This is a genomic window from Rhodococcus sp. P-2, from assembly GCF_016598535.1.
Lineage (GTDB): Bacteria > Actinomycetota > Actinomycetes > Mycobacteriales > Mycobacteriaceae > Rhodococcus_F > Rhodococcus_F baikonurensis.
Map to the genome: position 1 here is coordinate 3,283,969 of NZ_CP066779.1, position 15,524 is coordinate 3,299,492.

General features: G+C 64.3%; 14 protein-coding genes. 12 read left to right on the forward strand and 2 right to left on the reverse strand.

Going from position 1 to position 15,524, the window contains the following annotated elements; genetic code table 11:
- The first annotated feature begins 5 nt into the window (after positions 1 to 5).
- On the forward strand, positions 6 to 1,730 hold the full coding sequence (locus I7X09_RS15620) for a dipeptide ABC transporter ATP-binding protein (protein ID WP_200312933.1): 1,725 nt from the start codon (positions 6 to 8) through the stop codon (positions 1,728 to 1,730).
- Positions 1,731 to 1,786: 56 nt separating this feature from the next.
- Positions 1,787 to 2,536, forward strand: a complete 750-nt coding sequence (locus tag I7X09_RS15625) for an oxidoreductase (protein WP_200312934.1) — start codon at positions 1,787 to 1,789, stop codon at positions 2,534 to 2,536.
- A gap of 390 nt (positions 2,537 to 2,926) precedes the next feature.
- Here the strand turns inward: I7X09_RS15625 and I7X09_RS15630 are convergent, their stop codons facing one another.
- Complete coding sequence (locus I7X09_RS15630) at positions 2,927 to 3,745, reverse strand: HAD-IB family hydrolase (RefSeq protein ID WP_019746641.1); 819 nt, start codon at positions 3,743 to 3,745, stop codon at positions 2,927 to 2,929.
- 312 nt (positions 3,746 to 4,057) lie between these two features.
- Between I7X09_RS15630 and ssd the strand changes: the two genes are divergently transcribed.
- The 7 genes from ssd to I7X09_RS15665 all read left to right on the forward strand — a co-directional run bounded on the left by ssd (position 4,058) and on the right by I7X09_RS15665 (position 8,671).
- Positions 4,058 to 5,152 carry a septum site-determining protein Ssd gene (gene ssd, locus I7X09_RS15635; RefSeq protein WP_200312935.1) on the forward strand — a complete coding sequence of 365 codons (1,095 nt, stop codon included), beginning with the start codon at positions 4,058 to 4,060 and terminating at the stop codon, positions 5,150 to 5,152.
- On the forward strand, positions 5,149 to 6,330 hold the full coding sequence (locus tag I7X09_RS15640; RefSeq protein WP_200312936.1) for a TadA family conjugal transfer-associated ATPase: 1,182 nt from the start codon (positions 5,149 to 5,151) through the stop codon (positions 6,328 to 6,330). Before ssd ends, I7X09_RS15640 begins: the two co-directional genes overlap by 4 nt.
- Positions 6,327 to 7,115, forward strand: coding sequence for a type II secretion system F family protein (locus I7X09_RS15645; RefSeq protein WP_200312937.1), 789 nt, complete (start codon positions 6,327 to 6,329; stop codon positions 7,113 to 7,115). The genes I7X09_RS15640 and I7X09_RS15645 overlap by 4 nt, the downstream gene beginning before the upstream one ends.
- Complete coding sequence (locus I7X09_RS15650; protein ID WP_200312938.1) at positions 7,112 to 7,696, forward strand: type II secretion system F family protein; 585 nt, start codon at positions 7,112 to 7,114, stop codon at positions 7,694 to 7,696. The genes I7X09_RS15645 and I7X09_RS15650 overlap by 4 nt, the downstream gene beginning before the upstream one ends.
- 65 nt (positions 7,697 to 7,761) lie before the next feature.
- The gene (locus I7X09_RS15655) at positions 7,762 to 7,965 is read left to right on the forward strand and encodes a DUF4244 domain-containing protein (protein ID WP_200312939.1); all 204 of its coding nucleotides are present in this window, start codon (positions 7,762 to 7,764) and stop codon (positions 7,963 to 7,965) included.
- On the forward strand, positions 7,965 to 8,324 hold the full coding sequence (locus tag I7X09_RS15660) for a TadE family type IV pilus minor pilin (RefSeq protein WP_095973510.1): 360 nt from the start codon (positions 7,965 to 7,967) through the stop codon (positions 8,322 to 8,324). The genes I7X09_RS15655 and I7X09_RS15660 overlap by 1 nt, the downstream gene beginning before the upstream one ends.
- Entirely contained in the window at positions 8,321 to 8,671 is a 351-nt protein-coding gene (locus I7X09_RS15665; RefSeq protein WP_200312940.1) for an Rv3654c family TadE-like protein, read from the forward strand. The genes I7X09_RS15660 and I7X09_RS15665 overlap by 4 nt, the downstream gene beginning before the upstream one ends.
- On the opposite strand, the gene I7X09_RS15670 is transcribed toward I7X09_RS15665, so the two are convergent.
- Positions 8,664 to 10,952 carry a DEAD/DEAH box helicase gene (locus I7X09_RS15670; RefSeq protein ID WP_200317859.1) on the reverse strand — a complete coding sequence of 763 codons (2,289 nt, stop codon included), beginning with the start codon at positions 10,950 to 10,952 and terminating at the stop codon, positions 8,664 to 8,666. The genes I7X09_RS15665 and I7X09_RS15670 overlap by 8 nt on opposite strands.
- Positions 10,953 to 11,408: 456 nt before the next feature.
- Here I7X09_RS15670 and cspE point away from each other — a divergent pair, with 456 nt between their 5' ends.
- The 3 genes from cspE to topA all read left to right on the forward strand — a co-directional run bounded on the left by cspE (position 11,409) and on the right by topA (position 15,521).
- Positions 11,409 to 11,612 (forward strand): transcription antiterminator/RNA stability regulator CspE, encoded by a 204-nt coding sequence (cspE, locus tag I7X09_RS15675; protein ID WP_003946117.1) that lies wholly within the window; start codon positions 11,409 to 11,411, stop codon positions 11,610 to 11,612.
- Positions 11,613 to 11,807: 195 nt separating this feature from the next.
- Entirely contained in the window at positions 11,808 to 12,392 is a 585-nt protein-coding gene (locus tag I7X09_RS15680; protein WP_003946106.1) for a hypothetical protein, read from the forward strand.
- Between the two features lie 192 nt (positions 12,393 to 12,584).
- The gene (gene topA / locus I7X09_RS15685; RefSeq protein WP_019746651.1) at positions 12,585 to 15,521 is read left to right on the forward strand and encodes a type I DNA topoisomerase; all 2,937 of its coding nucleotides are present in this window, start codon (positions 12,585 to 12,587) and stop codon (positions 15,519 to 15,521) included.
- Positions 15,522 to 15,524 lie beyond the last annotated feature (3 nt).

A 15,524-nucleotide genomic window follows, 5' to 3' on the forward strand; every position in this document is an offset into this window, starting at 1 on the left:
GCACGATGACCACCAAGGAAACTCTCACCTCGGAGGAAACTCCGTTGCTCGAGATTCGTGATCTCGAGGTGTCGTTCCAGTCCAATTCCGGTCCGGTTCCGGCAGTTCGAGGCGTCAGCCTGACCGTGTACCCGGGACAGACGGTCGCCATCGTCGGCGAATCGGGCTCGGGCAAGTCCACCACCGCACACTCGATCATCAATCTGCTTCCCGGCACCGGCAAGGTGACGGCAGGCGAGATCATCTTCGACGGCAAGGACATCTCGAAGGTTTCGGAGAAGGACTTCGTCCATATCCGGGGCAGCCAGATCGGTTTGGTTCCGCAGGACCCGATGTCGAATCTGAATCCCGTGTGGAAAGTGGGCTTCCAGATCGAGGAAGCACTGGCTGCCAACGGGATCGCCAAGGGCAAGGCCGCCAAGGTTCGCGCCGCCGAACTGCTCGAGGAGGCAGGTCTCGCCGAAGCCGAGAGCCGGTTGGGGCAGTACCCGCACGAGTTCTCGGGCGGTATGCGCCAGCGCGCACTCATCGCGATCGGGTTGTCCGCTCGTCCGAAGCTTCTGATCGCGGACGAGCCGACGTCGGCGCTCGACGTCACCGTCCAGCGTCAGATCCTCGACCACCTCGACGGTCTGACAACGGAACTCGGCACCGCGGTTCTGCTCATCACGCACGATCTGGGCTTGGCTGCCGAGCGTGCCGAGCATCTGATCGTGATGAGCAAGGGTCGTATCGTCGAATCCGGTCCGGCACTGGAGATCCTGAAGCGTCCGCAGCATCCGTACACACAGAAGCTGGTTGCCGCTGCGCCGTCGTTGGCGTCGAAGCGCCTCAGCTCGTCGGTGGCGCGCGCCGAGATTCGCGAACAGGCGGAAGAGGTAGCCGAAGCGGTCAAGGCCGAGGAAAGTGCGGGAGAGTCCTTCGGCAAGGCGACCGACGACGTTCTTGTCGTCGATCATCTGACCAAGGTGTTCAAGCTGCGCAAGGGTTTCCGCAAGACCACCGACTTCACAGCCGTGAACGACGTGTCCTTCAAGGTCCGCCGCGGAACCACGACGGCGATCGTCGGCGAATCGGGTTCCGGTAAGTCAACGGTCGCGCAGATGGTTCTCGGCTTGCTCGAGCCCACCGCAGGCAACGTCGTCTTCGACGGTCAGGACGTGGCGAAACTCGGCGCGAAGGAAACCTTTGCGTTCCGTCGCCGAGTGCAGCCGATCTTCCAGAACCCTTACGGCACGCTCGACCCGATGTACTCGATCTACCGCACGATCGAAGAGCCGCTACGTACCCACAAGGTCGGGACAAAAGCCGAACGTGAGGCTCGCGTCCGCGAACTTCTCGACAAGGTCGGTCTGCCCCAGTCGGTCATGCGACGGTTCCCGAACGAGCTCTCCGGCGGACAGCGTCAGCGCGTCGCAATTGCGCGAGCGTTGGCACTGCAACCGGAGGTCGTGATCTGCGACGAGGCGGTCTCCGCTCTCGACGTGCTCGTGCAGGATCAGATCTTGACCCTGCTCAACGACCTGCAGGCAGAGTTCGGGTTGACGTACCTCTTCATCACGCACGACCTGGCCGTGGTTCGTCAGATCGCGGACAACGTGTTGGTGATGTCGCGTGGCTCGATCGTCGAATCGGCACCGATCGACGACGTGTTCGGAAATCCGCAACAGGACTACACCCGCAAGTTGCTCGATGCGATTCCCGGCGGTTCCATCACGCTGGGAAGCTGAGGCAACAGGTAGGTAGGCAAGTCCGCAGAGGGGCTGCAAGGGTACCGTCGTTGATCGTGACGGACCCCTTGCAGCCCCTCGTCGATCTTCCAGGTGTACGCGCCGCTGCCGATCATGCGCGCGACGCTCTGGGGGAGGTTCATCGGCACAAGACCAACCGTCGCGGTTGGCCCACCACTGCCGCCGAAGCCGCGGTTCGCGCAGCGCGAGCCTCCGCGTCTCTGGCGGGTGGCACCACGGAATTGCCGGCCGAGGGCATGGCCGGTGATCCGATTCTCGCGGGTGCTCTGCGCGTGGCTCAGGCACTGGACGGCGACAGTCTGCCCCTCATGGAGTCGACGTGGAAGCGCGCCCCACTGCAGGCTTTGGCCCGTCTGCACCTGCTGGCCGCGGCGGACCTCGTCGAGGACGTGGATCAACTGGGGCGGCCACGATCGGATCGCGGAGTGGGGGAGCGGTTGGACGCTCTCGCGCAACTCGTGACAGGCGGGACCAGTGCGCCGGCTCCGGTTCTGGCGGCCGTTGTACACGGAGAACTCTTGGCGCTGAGCCCGTTCGGCACGGCTGACGGCATCGTCGCCCGTGCGGCCTCGCGTCTGGTTGCGGTCTCGTCCGGGTTGGATCCGCACAATCTAGGAGTCCCCGAGGTCAGTTGGCTTCGGCGGCCGCAGGCGTACACGGACGGCGCAGCTGGATTCGCTTCGGGAAATCCGGCGGGCGTCGGCAGCTGGGTGATTCTGTGCTGCGGCGCTCTCGAAGCCGGTGCGCGAGAAGCGACTTCGATCGCCGACGCGGCGACTGGATAATCTGCAACAGGGCGAGGCTGGAACATAACGAACGGGCGGCGCTGCCGATAAATCGACTTCGCCGCCCGTCAGCACGGACTACTCGTTACCAAGCGTGCTCGGTGGGTTGTGTGGGTGGCCTCGGCGAGGGATCGCACTTTCTGAGGTCGTCCCCGCAACCGGTGCGGGGTCCTCGCTCAAATTGAACGAATCTTGCAGGCCCACAACGCTTCTGCCCTTATAGTGGCTTGTGCTCCGCGTGGGTGCCCTAGTGCCCGTGCTAGGAATTTCGGTTGGGGAAACGGTCCTTCTCTTCCGAGCCGTTCCTGGCCTTCCGTTCTTCCGTAACTCCTTTGTACCCTGTGTCCGGGCTCACAGCAAGTACCAATTTTTGTTTGTGGGCATTGGATTTCAGCGTTTCCGACGCAGTAGCCCGAAGGTCATGGCGCCGGCCACCAAAGCTGCGATTCCCACCGCTGCAGTTGTGGCCACCGTCGTCGTGGACTGCGCCGACAATCGCGCGCGAAGCGAGACTGGGTTCGAGAAAGTCAGTATGGGCCAACCGTTTACGGCCGCTTCCTTGCGTAATGCACGATCGGGGTTGACTGCGGTGGGATGTCCGACTGCCTCGAGCATGGGCAAATCGGTCACCGAGTCGGAGTAGGCGTAACTGGCGGCGAGGTCGTAGCCGTATTCCGCGGCGAGTTTTTCCATCGCCTCGACCTTGCCCGGGCCGTAGCAGTAGAAGTCGACCTCGCCGGTGTAATGGCCGTCTTCTTCCCTCATCGACGTCGCCACGGAATGGGTGGCGCCGAGGGCTCGGGCGATCGGCGCGACGATTTCCTCGCCCGACGCCGACACCACGATGACGTCGTGTCCACGCAGCTTGTGATCTGCGATCAGATCGGCCGCCTCGGCGAAGACGAGTGGGTCGACGATGTCGTGCAGAGTCTCCGCGACGATGGCCTTCACCTGTTCCACGTCCCAACCCGCGCACATGGCCGTCAGGTGCTCGCGCATGCGCTCCATCTGATCGTGATCGGCGCCGGACAGCAGAAACAGGAATTGTGCATAGCTGCTCTTGAGAACCGAGCGTCGATTGATCAGACCCTGGGCGAAGAAGGGCTTACTGAACGCCAGGGTGCTCGACTTCGCGATGATCGTTTTGTCCAAATCGAAGAAAGCGGCTGTCCGCCCGGTATTCAGTCCGTTCGCAGGCTTGTCGGTCACAGGAACGAGGATAGTCCGACAGGCGGTTCGTGTGCTCCTCGGCAAGCGTCCTCTTGCGGCGAAAAACAGCAGTTCAGTGCAGCTCAGGCTTGCGTTTCTCGCCAATGGCGGGTGTAAGATCGTTGCTGTTCGATTCGTTCGAACTAGTTCAGCCCGACCCCCCGGGGCTGAACTCAGACGACCCCCGCCTCCTCCCCCCATTGGCGGGGGTCGTTCTCTGTCTCAGGCCTGTTTCTCCACACCTTCGTAGTTGTCCACAGGCTCTCTCGACCCACTGTTTTCGGTACTCGCGCTCGTTCAGGCTCTGCAGTCATGAACACGACGATCAACTCTCCGGAAACCGGAGCTCACATTCTGGTTCTCGTCGAGGACGCGAAGGTCCTCGCGAGCGTGCGACGGGTCGCTGCGGCGGTGGACCGCCGTCTCGACGAGGCCGAGCATCCCGTGTCCCGACAACAGTGGAACCGGGCCTCGGCGGTCGTATTGGACGCGTCGGCTGCGCGGGATGCTGTGGCTCGTTCCCCCAAACGGACGCGAGTGTTCCTCGTCTGCGACGGCACACCGACCGTCGACGACTGGAAGTGCGCCACCGCGATCGGAGCCGACAGCGTTCTGTCCTTGCCGGAAGAAGAGAACGCGCTGGTCGCAGTTCTGGCCGACCACGTCGAGGTGAGTGGTGACGGCAACGTCGTGAGCGTGGTGGGTGGCTGTGGTGGCGGAGGAGCCTCGGTAACAGCCGCGGCTGTCGCGTTGACGTCGGCGGCACGTCACGTCCCGACGCTACTGGTGGACGTCGACGCGCTCGGCTCGGGCGCCGACGTGCTGTTGGGTATCGAGACGACCCCCGGATTGCGTTGGGGTGCACTGACCGTCGAGGGCGGGCGGCTGGCCCCGGATGCGCTGCGCGATGCACTGCCGGCAAAGGGGAAGTTCCTGAGGGTTCTGGCGAGCAGTCGCCGCGAGATCGACGGTCCGTCGGTGACCGCCGTTCGCGCTGTGCTGGACGCAGGCCGCAGTTCAGGCGGACTGGTGGTGTGCGACGTGCCACGTCATCCCAGCGAGGTAGGTCAGGCCGTGTTGGAGATGTCGGATTCGGTCCTCGTGGTGGTTCCGGCCACCGTGGCTGCGTGCGTCGCTGCCGAGAAGGTCGGAGCCTGGGTGGTCCGACACAACTCCAACGTCGGGCTCGTCGTGCGTGGGCCGGCGCCGGGAGGCTTACGCGGTGCCGATGTGGCAGACATGCTCGGGCTGCCCCTGACGGCCGTGATGCGCGGCCACCGCTCGCTGGCACCGATGCTCGAGCGTGGTGGCCTCGAATTGACCCGTGGTTGTCCGCTGAGTGCGGTGGCAACAGCGGTACTCGACGCCGTCGAATCCGGCGCACGCCCGCGCAGGGCTGCAGCATGAGTGCGTTGGTCACGACGGAACTGCTCGACCGAGTTCGCGAGCGGCTGACGGCGTCGTCGGTCGCCGAGCCGACGGCGGCCACCGTTGCCGACGCCGTGCGAGCCGAGTCCTCCGGCGTTCTGGCGGACACGGATCTGTTGGAGGTCGTCAGGGTGCTCCAGACGGAACTGACAGGCGCAGGGCCGCTCGAACCACTGCTGCACGAACCCGGTGTCGCCGACGTACTGGTGACAGCGCCGGATCAGGTCTGGGTGGACCGCGGGGTCGGCCTCGAAAGGTCGGGGGTCCGGTTCACCGACGAGGCAGCTGTGCGTCGACTGGCGCAGCGGTTGGCACTGTCGGCAGGCCGACGCCTCGACGACGCTCAACCGTGGGTCGACGGCCGCCTGCGGGGCGTCGGCGACGGGCACTTCGGGGTACGACTTCATGCCGTGCTCGCGCCGGTGGCCCAGGGCGGAACCTGCGTGTCACTGAGAGTGCTGCGGCCCGCAACCCAGGGTCTCGACGCGCTGTGTGCTCACGGCGCCGTGGAACCGGACGCCCGCGAACTCCTCGATGACATCATCTCTTCTCGCTTGGCCTTCCTGGTGATCGGCGGGACCGGCGCGGGAAAGACCACGTTGTTGTCCGCCATGCTCGGCGCGGTCGACCCTCGCGAGCGAATCGTCTGTGTCGAGGACGCGGCCGAACTAGCGCCGCCGCACCCGCACGTCGTCCGCCTCGTCGCCAGAGCTCCCAACGTCGAGGGTGTCGGAGAGGTGACGGTGCGCGATCTGGTTCGGCAGGCGCTACGGATGCGTCCCGATCGCATCGTCGTCGGTGAGGTCCGCGGTGCAGAGGTGACGGATCTGCTCACGGCGATGAACACCGGCCACGACGGCGGCGCCGGCACCGTTCACGCCAATTCGCCCGAAGAGGTGCCGGCCAGACTCGAGGCGTTGGCTGCGCTCGGCGGTATGGATCGCCACGCGTTGCACAGTCAACTTGCCGCGGCGGTTCAAGTGATCCTGCACGTGCATCGGTTGGCCGACGGATCGAGGCGTCTCGAACAGATCGGCGTCATCGACCGCGGTGCGGACGGATACGTACAAATCATGCAGGCATGGCCGGACGGCGGTTCGGGTCGTGAGCGGCTCGAGCGGATGTTCCGGCTTCGCAATCGAGAGGTCGGGACGTGACAGTTTCCCTCTTGGCCTTCGCGTTGGCGGTCTCGATTGCGCCGGTGCGGGATTCACGTGCTCGGCTCGCTACGTACGCCCCGAGCGTCCGCAAGCCCTCCCGGCAGATTCCGTGGCAGTTCGTCGCCGCATTTCTCGCGATTTCGGCAACGTGGGTTCTCGGAGGTCTTCCGGCAGGGTTCGCGGCGGTCGTCCTCGGCGGAACTCTGATCTTTCGCGGGCGGCGCGCGAAGGCGGCCGAAAACCGGGGACTCTCACAGAAGATGCTGCTCTCCGGTCTGGAGGTGCTGATCGCCGAGCTGAGCGTCGGTGCGCATCCTGCAGCGGCCAGTTCTGTTGCAGGCGAGGAATGTACCGGCGAAGTGAGCGCGGTTTTCCGGTCCGCTGGGGCCAGGGCACGTCTCGGGGGTTCTGCCGCAGCGGCCTTCGCGGTACCGGATTCGTGCATCGAGAGAGAGTTCTTCCGCATCGGATCCGTCTGGCGGGTCGCAGACCAACACGGTCTGGCTCTGGCTGAACTACTCGGAGCCGTCCGGACGGACATGTTGGGACGTAGACGCTTTCGTCAGCGCACCGAGGCCGGGTTGGCGGGCGCTCGGGCGACCGCTGCGGTGCTGGCTTTTCTACCGCTACTGGGGGTCGGCCTCGGACAGTTGATGGGTGCGTCGCCGTTGCGTGTGCTACTCGGAGGTGGGCTCGGCGGTGTGCTACTCGTGATCGGAACTGCCTGTGTCTCAGCTGGTCTGCTCTGGACCGATCGGATCACCGCGAAGGTGGCGTCGTGACCTGGATGTCGGTGGCGGTGATGGCGTTGTCGCTCGCGATCATTCCCACTCGGCGCGGCGCTTCGACCAGAGCAGCGGGGATTCTGGTCGCAGACACAACAACAGAAGTTTCGGGTTCGGTGCCTGGCAAGCCGGATCCACTCGCAGTTGCCGCAAGTCTCGACCTACTCGGGGCCTGCCTGCGAGCGGGGCTTCCAGTCTCCGCCGCGATCACAGCGATGGCGTCGACCGCGCCGAAACCGATGGCCGACTCGCTTCGCCGCGTCGCCGACCTCCTCGCGCTCGGTGCAGATCCCGACACCGCGTGGAGCGAAGCCGCTCTCGATCCCGATACCGAGGCGCTCGCCAGAATGGCTCGGCGTTCCGCCCGTTCGGGTTCGTCGCTGTCCGCGTCCACGGCCGAACTTGCCGAGCGTAGTCGAGGTGACGCCGAGGATCTGGCTGCTGCCGCGGCCGAACGCGCGGGAGTGTTGATCAGCGGTCCGCTCGGACTGTGTTTCCTGCCGGCCTTCATCGCCTTGGGCATTGTTCCGGTGGTGATCGGGCTTGCCACGACTGTGCTCGGTAACGGCCTGCTGTGAGCCGGATCCGTGTGAAAGCTCCTGCGGCAGAGGTGCTGCCGCAGGTTTCGATTGAAGGGGGAGAAATGATTTCGAAGACGCTCAGGACGGTGTCGGCTAGATTTGCGCTGTTGATAACGGAGGACGACGGCATGTCCACCGCCGAGTACGCGATCGGCACGATTGCGGCCGCGGCGTTCGGAGCCGTCCTGTACACCGTTGTCACCGGCGACTCCATTGTCTCGGCACTGACAGGCATCATCGACAAGGCTCTCAAGACAGCTGTGTGATGTTGTCCACGAGAGGTATTCGGCACGCCGACGACGGCGCCGTGACGGTGGAGGCCGCGATTGCTCTGGCTTCCATCGTCACGGTGGTCGTGCTGTGTATCGGTGGTGTCCTCGCGGTGTCGATGCAGGTTCGGTGTGTCGACGCCGCTCGTGAGGCCGCGCGGTTGGTGGCACGTGGTGATCGTGAGTCTGCGGTTGCCACGGCCCGTCGGATCGCACCCGATGATGCGTCGATCTCGGTGGAGATCGTGGACGGCTTTGCCGTTGCCGTTGTCAGCGCCGAGAGTACGTTGCTGCCGTTGGTCGACATTTCTTCCGAGGCGGTGGCAGCTGTGGAGTCAGGGGTGGAAGAGGGGTGAACCTACGTGAGGACGAAGGTGTTGCCACGGTTCTGGCGTGCTGCGTTCTGGCAGCGATCGTGATGGTGACTGGTGGGATGTTGCATGTCGGGTCTGCGGTGGTGGCCCGGCACACGGCGCAATCGGCCGCTGATCTGTCGGCTCTCGGCGGCGCGGGCGCTTTGGACGGCGGTGACGAGGCGGCGTGTGAGATGTCCGCGGCGATCGCGGAGCGTATGCGTACGGTGCTCGCGGAGTGTGAGGTGCAGGGGTGGGATGTAGTGGTCGAGATACGCGCACCGGTGTTGTTGTCGGGCTTCGGGATCAGTGATGCGCAGGCTTACGCCCGTGCGGGTCCGGTCAGCTGATCGTGTCGATGACGGCGGTCAGAACCTTGACCGCGCCGTCCTTGTCCAGCGGATCGTTTCCGTTGCCGCACTTGGGTGAATAGACGCAGGACGGGCATCCGTGAGCGCACTCGCAGGACAGTATTGCGTCGCGCGTCGCGGTGAGCCATCGTGACAGTTCGCTGTGCCCCCGGTCGGCGAACCCGGCGCCGCCGGCATGACCGTCGTAGACGAAGACCGTCGGGAGTCCGGTGTCCGCGTGCATCGCCGTCGATACTCCGCCGATGTCTCCGCGGTCGCAGATCGCCACCAGCGGCAGCAGACCGATCGCGGCATGTTCGGCGGCATGTAATGATCCGGGGAACCGCTCGGGCGGCACCCCGATGGATTCGAGCAGTTCCGGTGTGACCGTGTACATCACTGCCCTGGTGGGCAAAGTGTGTGCGGGCATGTCGAGTTCGATCGAGTCGAGGACTTCACCCGAAGTCAACCGTCGTAGGTACCCGACGACTTGATGTGTCACCTCGACCTGAACGAGAGCGACGGCGATGTCGCCGTAGTTCTTGTGCTCGAGTTGTTCGGTGATCGTGATTTCGGTGGTCTCGCGAGCCGAGGTGGTCCAGTCCGGATTCTCGGTGTGTACCAATGCGAGTCCGACGTCGAGGTCCAGTTCATCGACGACATAGGTCTCGCCTTGATGAATGTGCACGGCACCGGGATGAACTGTGGCCGGAGCGCGGCCCGCATCGACAGTACCGAGCATCCGGCCGGATTCACCGTCGACAATGGCCACCTGAGTTCCGATACCGCCGCGAATGTCCAGAGAGCCGTGGGGGTTCGAATCGGCGGTGACGAACCATCCGTGCTTTCGGCGCCGGATCTTGCCTTCCTCCGACAGTCTGGTGAGAACCTCGAGAGCGCCGAATGCGTCCACCTCGGCATCGGAGAGTGGGAGTTCCATTGCAGCACAGAGCAGTTGTGGGCCCAGGACGTACGGATTTCCGGGATCTGTCACCGTCGCCTCGACGGGTTTGTCCAGTACCGCCGACGGATGGTGAACGAGGTAGGTGTCGAGTGGATCGTCGCGTGCGATCAACACGACGAGTGAACCCTCGCCGCGTCGCCCCGAGCGACCGGCTTGCTGCCAGAACGAGGCGACGGTGCCCGGGAAGCCCGCCACGACAACGGCGTCGAGGCCTGCGATGTCGACGCCGAGCTCCAGTGCGTTGGTGGTGGCTGCGCCCAGCAGTGTGCCGTCGGCGAGTGCAGCTTCCAGTTCGCGACGGTCCTCGGCCAGATATCCGGCGCGATACGACGCGACTCGCTCGGCGAGGTCCGGGTCCACCTCGGCGAGTAGACGTTTGGTGGCCATCGCGGTCAGTTCGGCGCCGCGGCGGGAGCGGACGAAGGTGAGAGTACGGGCGCCTTCGATCATGAGGTCCGCCATGATCCGGGCTGCTTCCGCGCCCGCGGGACGTCGTACCGGGCTACCGTTTTCGCCGGTCAATGCCTCGAGTAGCGGCGGCTCCCACAGTGCGACGGTGCGTGGGCCGTGCGGCGATCCGTCTTCCGTGACCTCGGTGCAGTGTGCGCCTATGAGCCGCGAGGCCGCCGCGCCGGGATCTGCTGTGGTCGCGCTGGCCAGGATGAAGGTAGGTTCGGCGCCGTAACGGGCTGCAATTCTGCGTAGTCGCCGGATCACGAGCGCGACGTTGGACCCGAAGACTCCCCTGTAGGAGTGGCATTCGTCGATGATCACGTATTTCAGGTTGCGGAAGAAGTGCGCCCATCGCTGATGGGTGCGGAGCAGCGAAATGTGGATCATGTCGGGGTTGGTGAAGAGCCAGCGTGAGTTCTCGCGTGCCCAGGTGCGGAGTTCCTGCGAGGTGTCGCCGTCGTACGCACTGGCGTTCGTGCTGCGAAGTTCGACGTCGAAGTCAGTGAGGGACAGCACTGCTCGCAGTTGATCCGAGCCCAGCGCTTTGGTGGGAGAGAGGTACAGGGCAGTTGCGAGCGGATCGGTCGCCATGGCCGTCAGCACCGGGAGTTGGTATGCCAGTGACTTACCCGACGCCGTTCCGGTGGCCACGACCACGTGTTTTCCCTCGTACGCGAGGTCGGCGGCCTCACTCTGGTGGATCCACGGGGACCGCACGCTGTGCTCGGCGAGCGCGCGGACGACGCTGGGGTGCACCCACTCCGGCCATTCGGTGAACTCGGCTACGCGAGCAGGCAACTGCGCGGTGAACATCAGTGGTTTTTCGCTTCCACTGACCCCGGCGACGACGCGATCGAGCAGCATCTGCCCGTAGGTCTCGCCAGGCTTCCCTCCCGGGGCGGGGATCGGGGAAGGTGCGTTCACGTGACTCTCCGGGCTCGGCGTTGGGGTGTGGCGGCAATCGGAAACTGTCGCTACCTGCAGTTTTGATGATACGCAACGGCCGATGGTCTTGGTGGAACCGGGTGGTCGGCGCGCAAGCGGGAAACCACGATCGTGGGCTGTTTTTCTCGTAGCGAACTTTTAACGTTTTTAGTTCCCTTTTCGACTGTTGTGCACGCGGAGAACATGGTTGACTGACAATCGGTCGCAGCTTCTGTGTTCGTAGGCTTGAGAAAGTGCACGCTCGCAGGATCGTTGTTGCGAGCGCGGTGCTCTGCCTTTCCTGAGGGGGAAATAAAGACGTACAGCGGTCGGAACCGGCCCGGTGGACTGTAAGGGCTGTTCACCGAATCCGGTGTTAGAAAGAGAAGGAAAAGCATGGCACAGGGCACTGTGAAGTGGTTCAACGCTGAAAAGGGCTTCGGCTTCATCGCTCCCGAAGACGGTTCCGCAGACGTCTTCGTTCACTACTCCGAAATTCAGGGCAACGGCTTCCGTACCCTCGAGGAGAACCAGCGTGTGGAGTTCGAGGTCGGCCAGGGCACCAAGGGTCCCCAGGCTACCGGCGTTCGCGCGGTCTGATTTTTCCGCTCACTCGCTGAGCGATTAGTTCGGACAGTATTTGTCCCCCATCGCACCCGTGCGGTGGGGGACAAATCTTTTCGGGCTGATTCAGTACTTTCTCTGTCCGATGTAATACACGCAGCGGTTCGACCACGGCCGGTCGTCGGCCGGTCGTCTATGCCGTCACTGCCTTCGTGGCTTACGTTTCACTCTGTGAGCCAACTGTCCTTTTTCTCTGCCGAGTCGATTCCACCTGCCGTGACGGACCTCGCCGGAATGCTGGCCGGACCAGGTCAGGTCGTGACCTCGGAGGACCGCGCCCGGATCTCGATCGTCGTGGATCGGGACTGGAGGGCGCAGGCCGTTGCGGAGTTGATCGCGCAGTGCGGACTCGGGGCCGAGGTGACGCGCAGCGAAGAAGGCAGCCCACTCGTCCGAACTCAGTCGACCCCCGCACTCCTTCCGCTGTCCGTGCAGTGGACCAAGGGAGCAGTGAAGGCGGTGCCGGTCGGTTGGGTACCGAACTCCCGCCAACTCCGGGTGTGGGCCGTCGCGGCCGGCCGGCTCGAAGAAGGGGGCGAGCGATTCGTGTTCGGCCTCGACCCCCATGCCAAGGAGACGCACGCACCGCTCGCTCAGGCCTTGATGCGAGTGGGTATCGCGCCGACCCAACTGGGTAACCGGACACCGGGCCCGGGGCTCCGTGTGTCGGGAAAGAAGAGACTGACAAAGCTCGTCGAATACCTCGGTGAGGCGCCGAAACACGTCGACACTTCGGTCGCCTGGCCACACGTCTGACGGTGCTCATGCCGCGTGTCCGACGGTGATCATGCCGCGTGTCCGACGGAGCCCATACTGTACTGATCTGCACGAATGTCTTGCGGGTATGTCACTCTGTAAAGAGAGACACGGGGTATAACTTGCTCCACACGTCTAGTTCTGAAGATCTGCCGACGGCAGTGAACGTCCAAAGGAAGGCTCGGGCAGCAGGTGGCTAAAGCGGACAACGGCAGCGGTCAGGGAGCGTCCGGTAACCCTCGTCGCCTCGTGATCGTCGAGTCACCGACCAAGGCGCGCAAAATCGCTCCCTACCTCGGTAAGGACTACGTCGTAGAGGCATCGGTCGGTCACATTCGCGACCTGCCGCGAGGCGCAGCAGACGTTCCGGCCAAGTACAAGGGCGAGTCGTGGGCCCGTCTCGGCGTCAACGTCGATCACGACTTCGAGCCGCTCTATGTCGTGAGCCCGGAAAAGAAGGGCAAGGTCGCCGAACTCAAGTCTCTGTTGAAGGACGCCGACGAGCTCTTCCTCGCAACTGACCCCGACCGCGAGGGCGAGGCAATCGCCTGGCATCTCCTCGAGACTCTCAAGCCCAAGATTCCGGTTCGTCGAATGGTCTTCCACGAGATCACCGAGCCGGCAATCCGTGCCGCTGCCGAAGACACCCGCGAACTCGACACCGACCTCGTCGACGCTCAGGAAACCCGCCGCATCCTCGACCGTCTCTACGGTTACGAGGTCAGCCCGGTTCTCTGGAAGAAGGTCATGCCGAAGCTGTCGGCCGGACGCGTCCAGTCGGTGGCCACTCGCGTCATCGTCCAGCGTGAACGCGAGCGCATGGCGTTCAAGTCGGCGTCGTACTGGGACATTTCCGCGACGCTCGACGCCGGTGCAGAGGCCAGCCCGCGTAGTTTCGGTGCTCGCCTGGTCTCCGTCGACGGTTCGCGTGTCGCCTCCGGTCGCGATTTCGGAGCTGACGGAAAGCTCAAGGGCAGCGCGGTCACCGTGCTCGACGAGGCGTACGCCCGTCGTCTCGCGGAAGCGTTGCAGGGCGTCGACCTCACGGTTTCCTCCGCCGAGGACAAGCCGTACACGCGCAAGCCTTACCCGCCGTTCATGACGTCGACGCTCCAGCAGGAAGCCGGACGCAAACTTCGTTTCACGTCCGAACGCGCCATGCGCATCGCACAGCGTCTGTACGAAAACGGCTACATCACCTACATGCGTACCGACTCGACGACGCTCTCGGAGTCGGCGATCGCAGCCGCTCGTGCGCAGGCCACCGAGTTGTACGGTCCGGAATACGTGCATCCGACGCCGCGTCAGTACACCCGCAAGGTCAAGAACGCGCAGGAAGCGCACGAGGCGATCCGCCCCGCCGGCGACGTGTTCCAGACCCCGGGTCAGCTGCACTCCAAGCTCGATTCCGACGAGTTCAAGCTGTACGAACTGATCTGGCAGCGGACCGTCGCTTCGCAGATGGCCGACGCCCGCGGTACGACGCTGACGCTCCGTATCTCCGGCACGGCAGGTACCGGCGAGGACTGCACGTTCTCCGCTTCGGGTCGCACCATCGTGTTCGCCGGCTTCCTCAAGGCTTACGTCGAAAGCGTCGACGAGGAGGCCGGCGGTCAGTCCGACGACGCCGAATCCAGGCTTCCGGTACTGGTCAAGGGCCAGGAAGTCACGGCCACCAAGCTCGATCCGGACGGGCACAGCACCAACCCGCCCGCCCGCTACACAGAAGCCAGCCTGATCAAGACGCTCGAAGAACTCGGCATCGGCCGTCCTTCGACGTACTCGTCGATCATCAAGACCATCCTCGATCGCGGATACGTCTACAAACGTGGCAGCGCGCTGGTTCCGTCCTGGGTGGCGTTTGCCGTCATCGGACTGCTCGAGGTGCACTTCGGCCGGCTGGTCGACTTCGACTTCACCGCCGGAATGGAAGACGACCTCGACGCGATCGCCGGCGGCCGTGAGCAGCGTGGCAACTGGCTGAGCAGCTTCTACTTCGGTGGCGAGACAGGCGCTGAAGGTTCGGTGGCCCGCGAGGGCGGGCTGAAGAAGATGGTCGGCGTCAACCTCGAGGAGATCGACGCTCGCGAGGTCAACTCCATCCGTCTCTTCGACGACGCCGAGGGCCGCGAGGTTCACGTGCGTGTCGGCCGGTTCGGCCCGTATCTCGAGCGCATGGTTCAGAATCCGGACGATCCCGAAGGCGATCTGATCTCGCAGCGGGCAAATCTTCCCGACGACCTGCCGCCGGACGAGCTCACTCCCGAGTACGCCGAGAAGTTGTTCTCGACGCCTCAAGAGGGCCGCAAGCTGGGCGTCGACCCGTTGACGGGCCACGAGATCGTCGCGAAGGAAGGCCGCTTCGGCCCCTACGTGACCGAAATCCTGCCCGAACCGCCGGCAGAGCCGGAACCGGACATCGTTCCCGTCTCCGCTCCCGAGCCGGAGGAAATCAGTTCGGGCAGCACTAAGACTGCGGTGAAGAAGGCCGCGGCCAAGAAGGCGCCGGCGAAGAAGGCTGCCAAGAAGGTCGCGGGTCCCAAGCCGCGGACCGGATCGCTGCTCAAGTCCATGGACTTGGCGACGATCACCTTGGAAGATGCGCTCCGTTTGCTCTCGCTTCCTCGCGTCGTCGGTGTCGACCCCGAATCGAAGGAAGAGATCACGGCGCAGAACGGCCGATACGGTCCGTACCTGAAGAAGGGCACGGACTCGCGCTCGCTCGCCAACGAAGAGCAGATGTTCACCGTCACGCTCGACGAGGCACTCAAGATCTACGCCGAGCCGAAGCGTCGTGGACGTCAGGCGTCGGCAACGCCTCCGCTGCGTGAGCTGGGTGTCGATCCGGTCAGCGAAAAGCCGATGGTGATCAAGGACGGCCGTTTCGGTCCGTACGTCACCGACGGCGAGACCAATGCCAGCCTTCGTAAGGACGACGACGTCGAATCCATTTCCGATGCTCGTGCGTCGGAGTTGCTGGCTGATCGTCGTGCTCGCGGCCCGGTCAAGAAGAAGGCAGCGGCCAAGAAGGCCCCGGCAAAGAAGGCAGCTGCCAAGAAGACTGCAGCCAAGAAGGCTCCGGCAAAGAAGGCAGCAGCCAAGAAGGCTCCGGCGAAGAAGGACTCGTAAGTC

Bases quoted from the DNA above. Each gene is read 5' to 3' on its own strand.
- I7X09_RS15640 (WP_200312936.1), top strand. From the start codon at position 5,149: ATGAGTGCGTTGGTCACGACGGAACTGCTCGACCGAGTTCGCGAGCGG.
- cspE (WP_003946117.1), top strand. From the start codon at position 11,409: ATGGCACAGGGCACTGTGAAGTGGTTCAACGCTGAAAAGGGCTTCGGC.
- ssd (WP_200312935.1), top strand. From the start codon at position 4,058: ATGAACACGACGATCAACTCTCCGGAAACCGGAGCTCACATTCTGGTT.
- I7X09_RS15670 (WP_200317859.1), bottom strand. From the start codon at position 10,952: ATGCTGCTCGATCGCGTCGTCGCCGGGGTCAGTGGAAGCGAAAAACCA.
- I7X09_RS15655 (WP_200312939.1), top strand. From the start codon at position 7,762: ATGATTTCGAAGACGCTCAGGACGGTGTCGGCTAGATTTGCGCTGTTG.
- I7X09_RS15660 (WP_095973510.1), top strand. From the start codon at position 7,965: ATGTTGTCCACGAGAGGTATTCGGCACGCCGACGACGGCGCCGTGACG.
- I7X09_RS15620 (WP_200312933.1), top strand. From the start codon at position 6: ATGACCACCAAGGAAACTCTCACCTCGGAGGAAACTCCGTTGCTCGAG.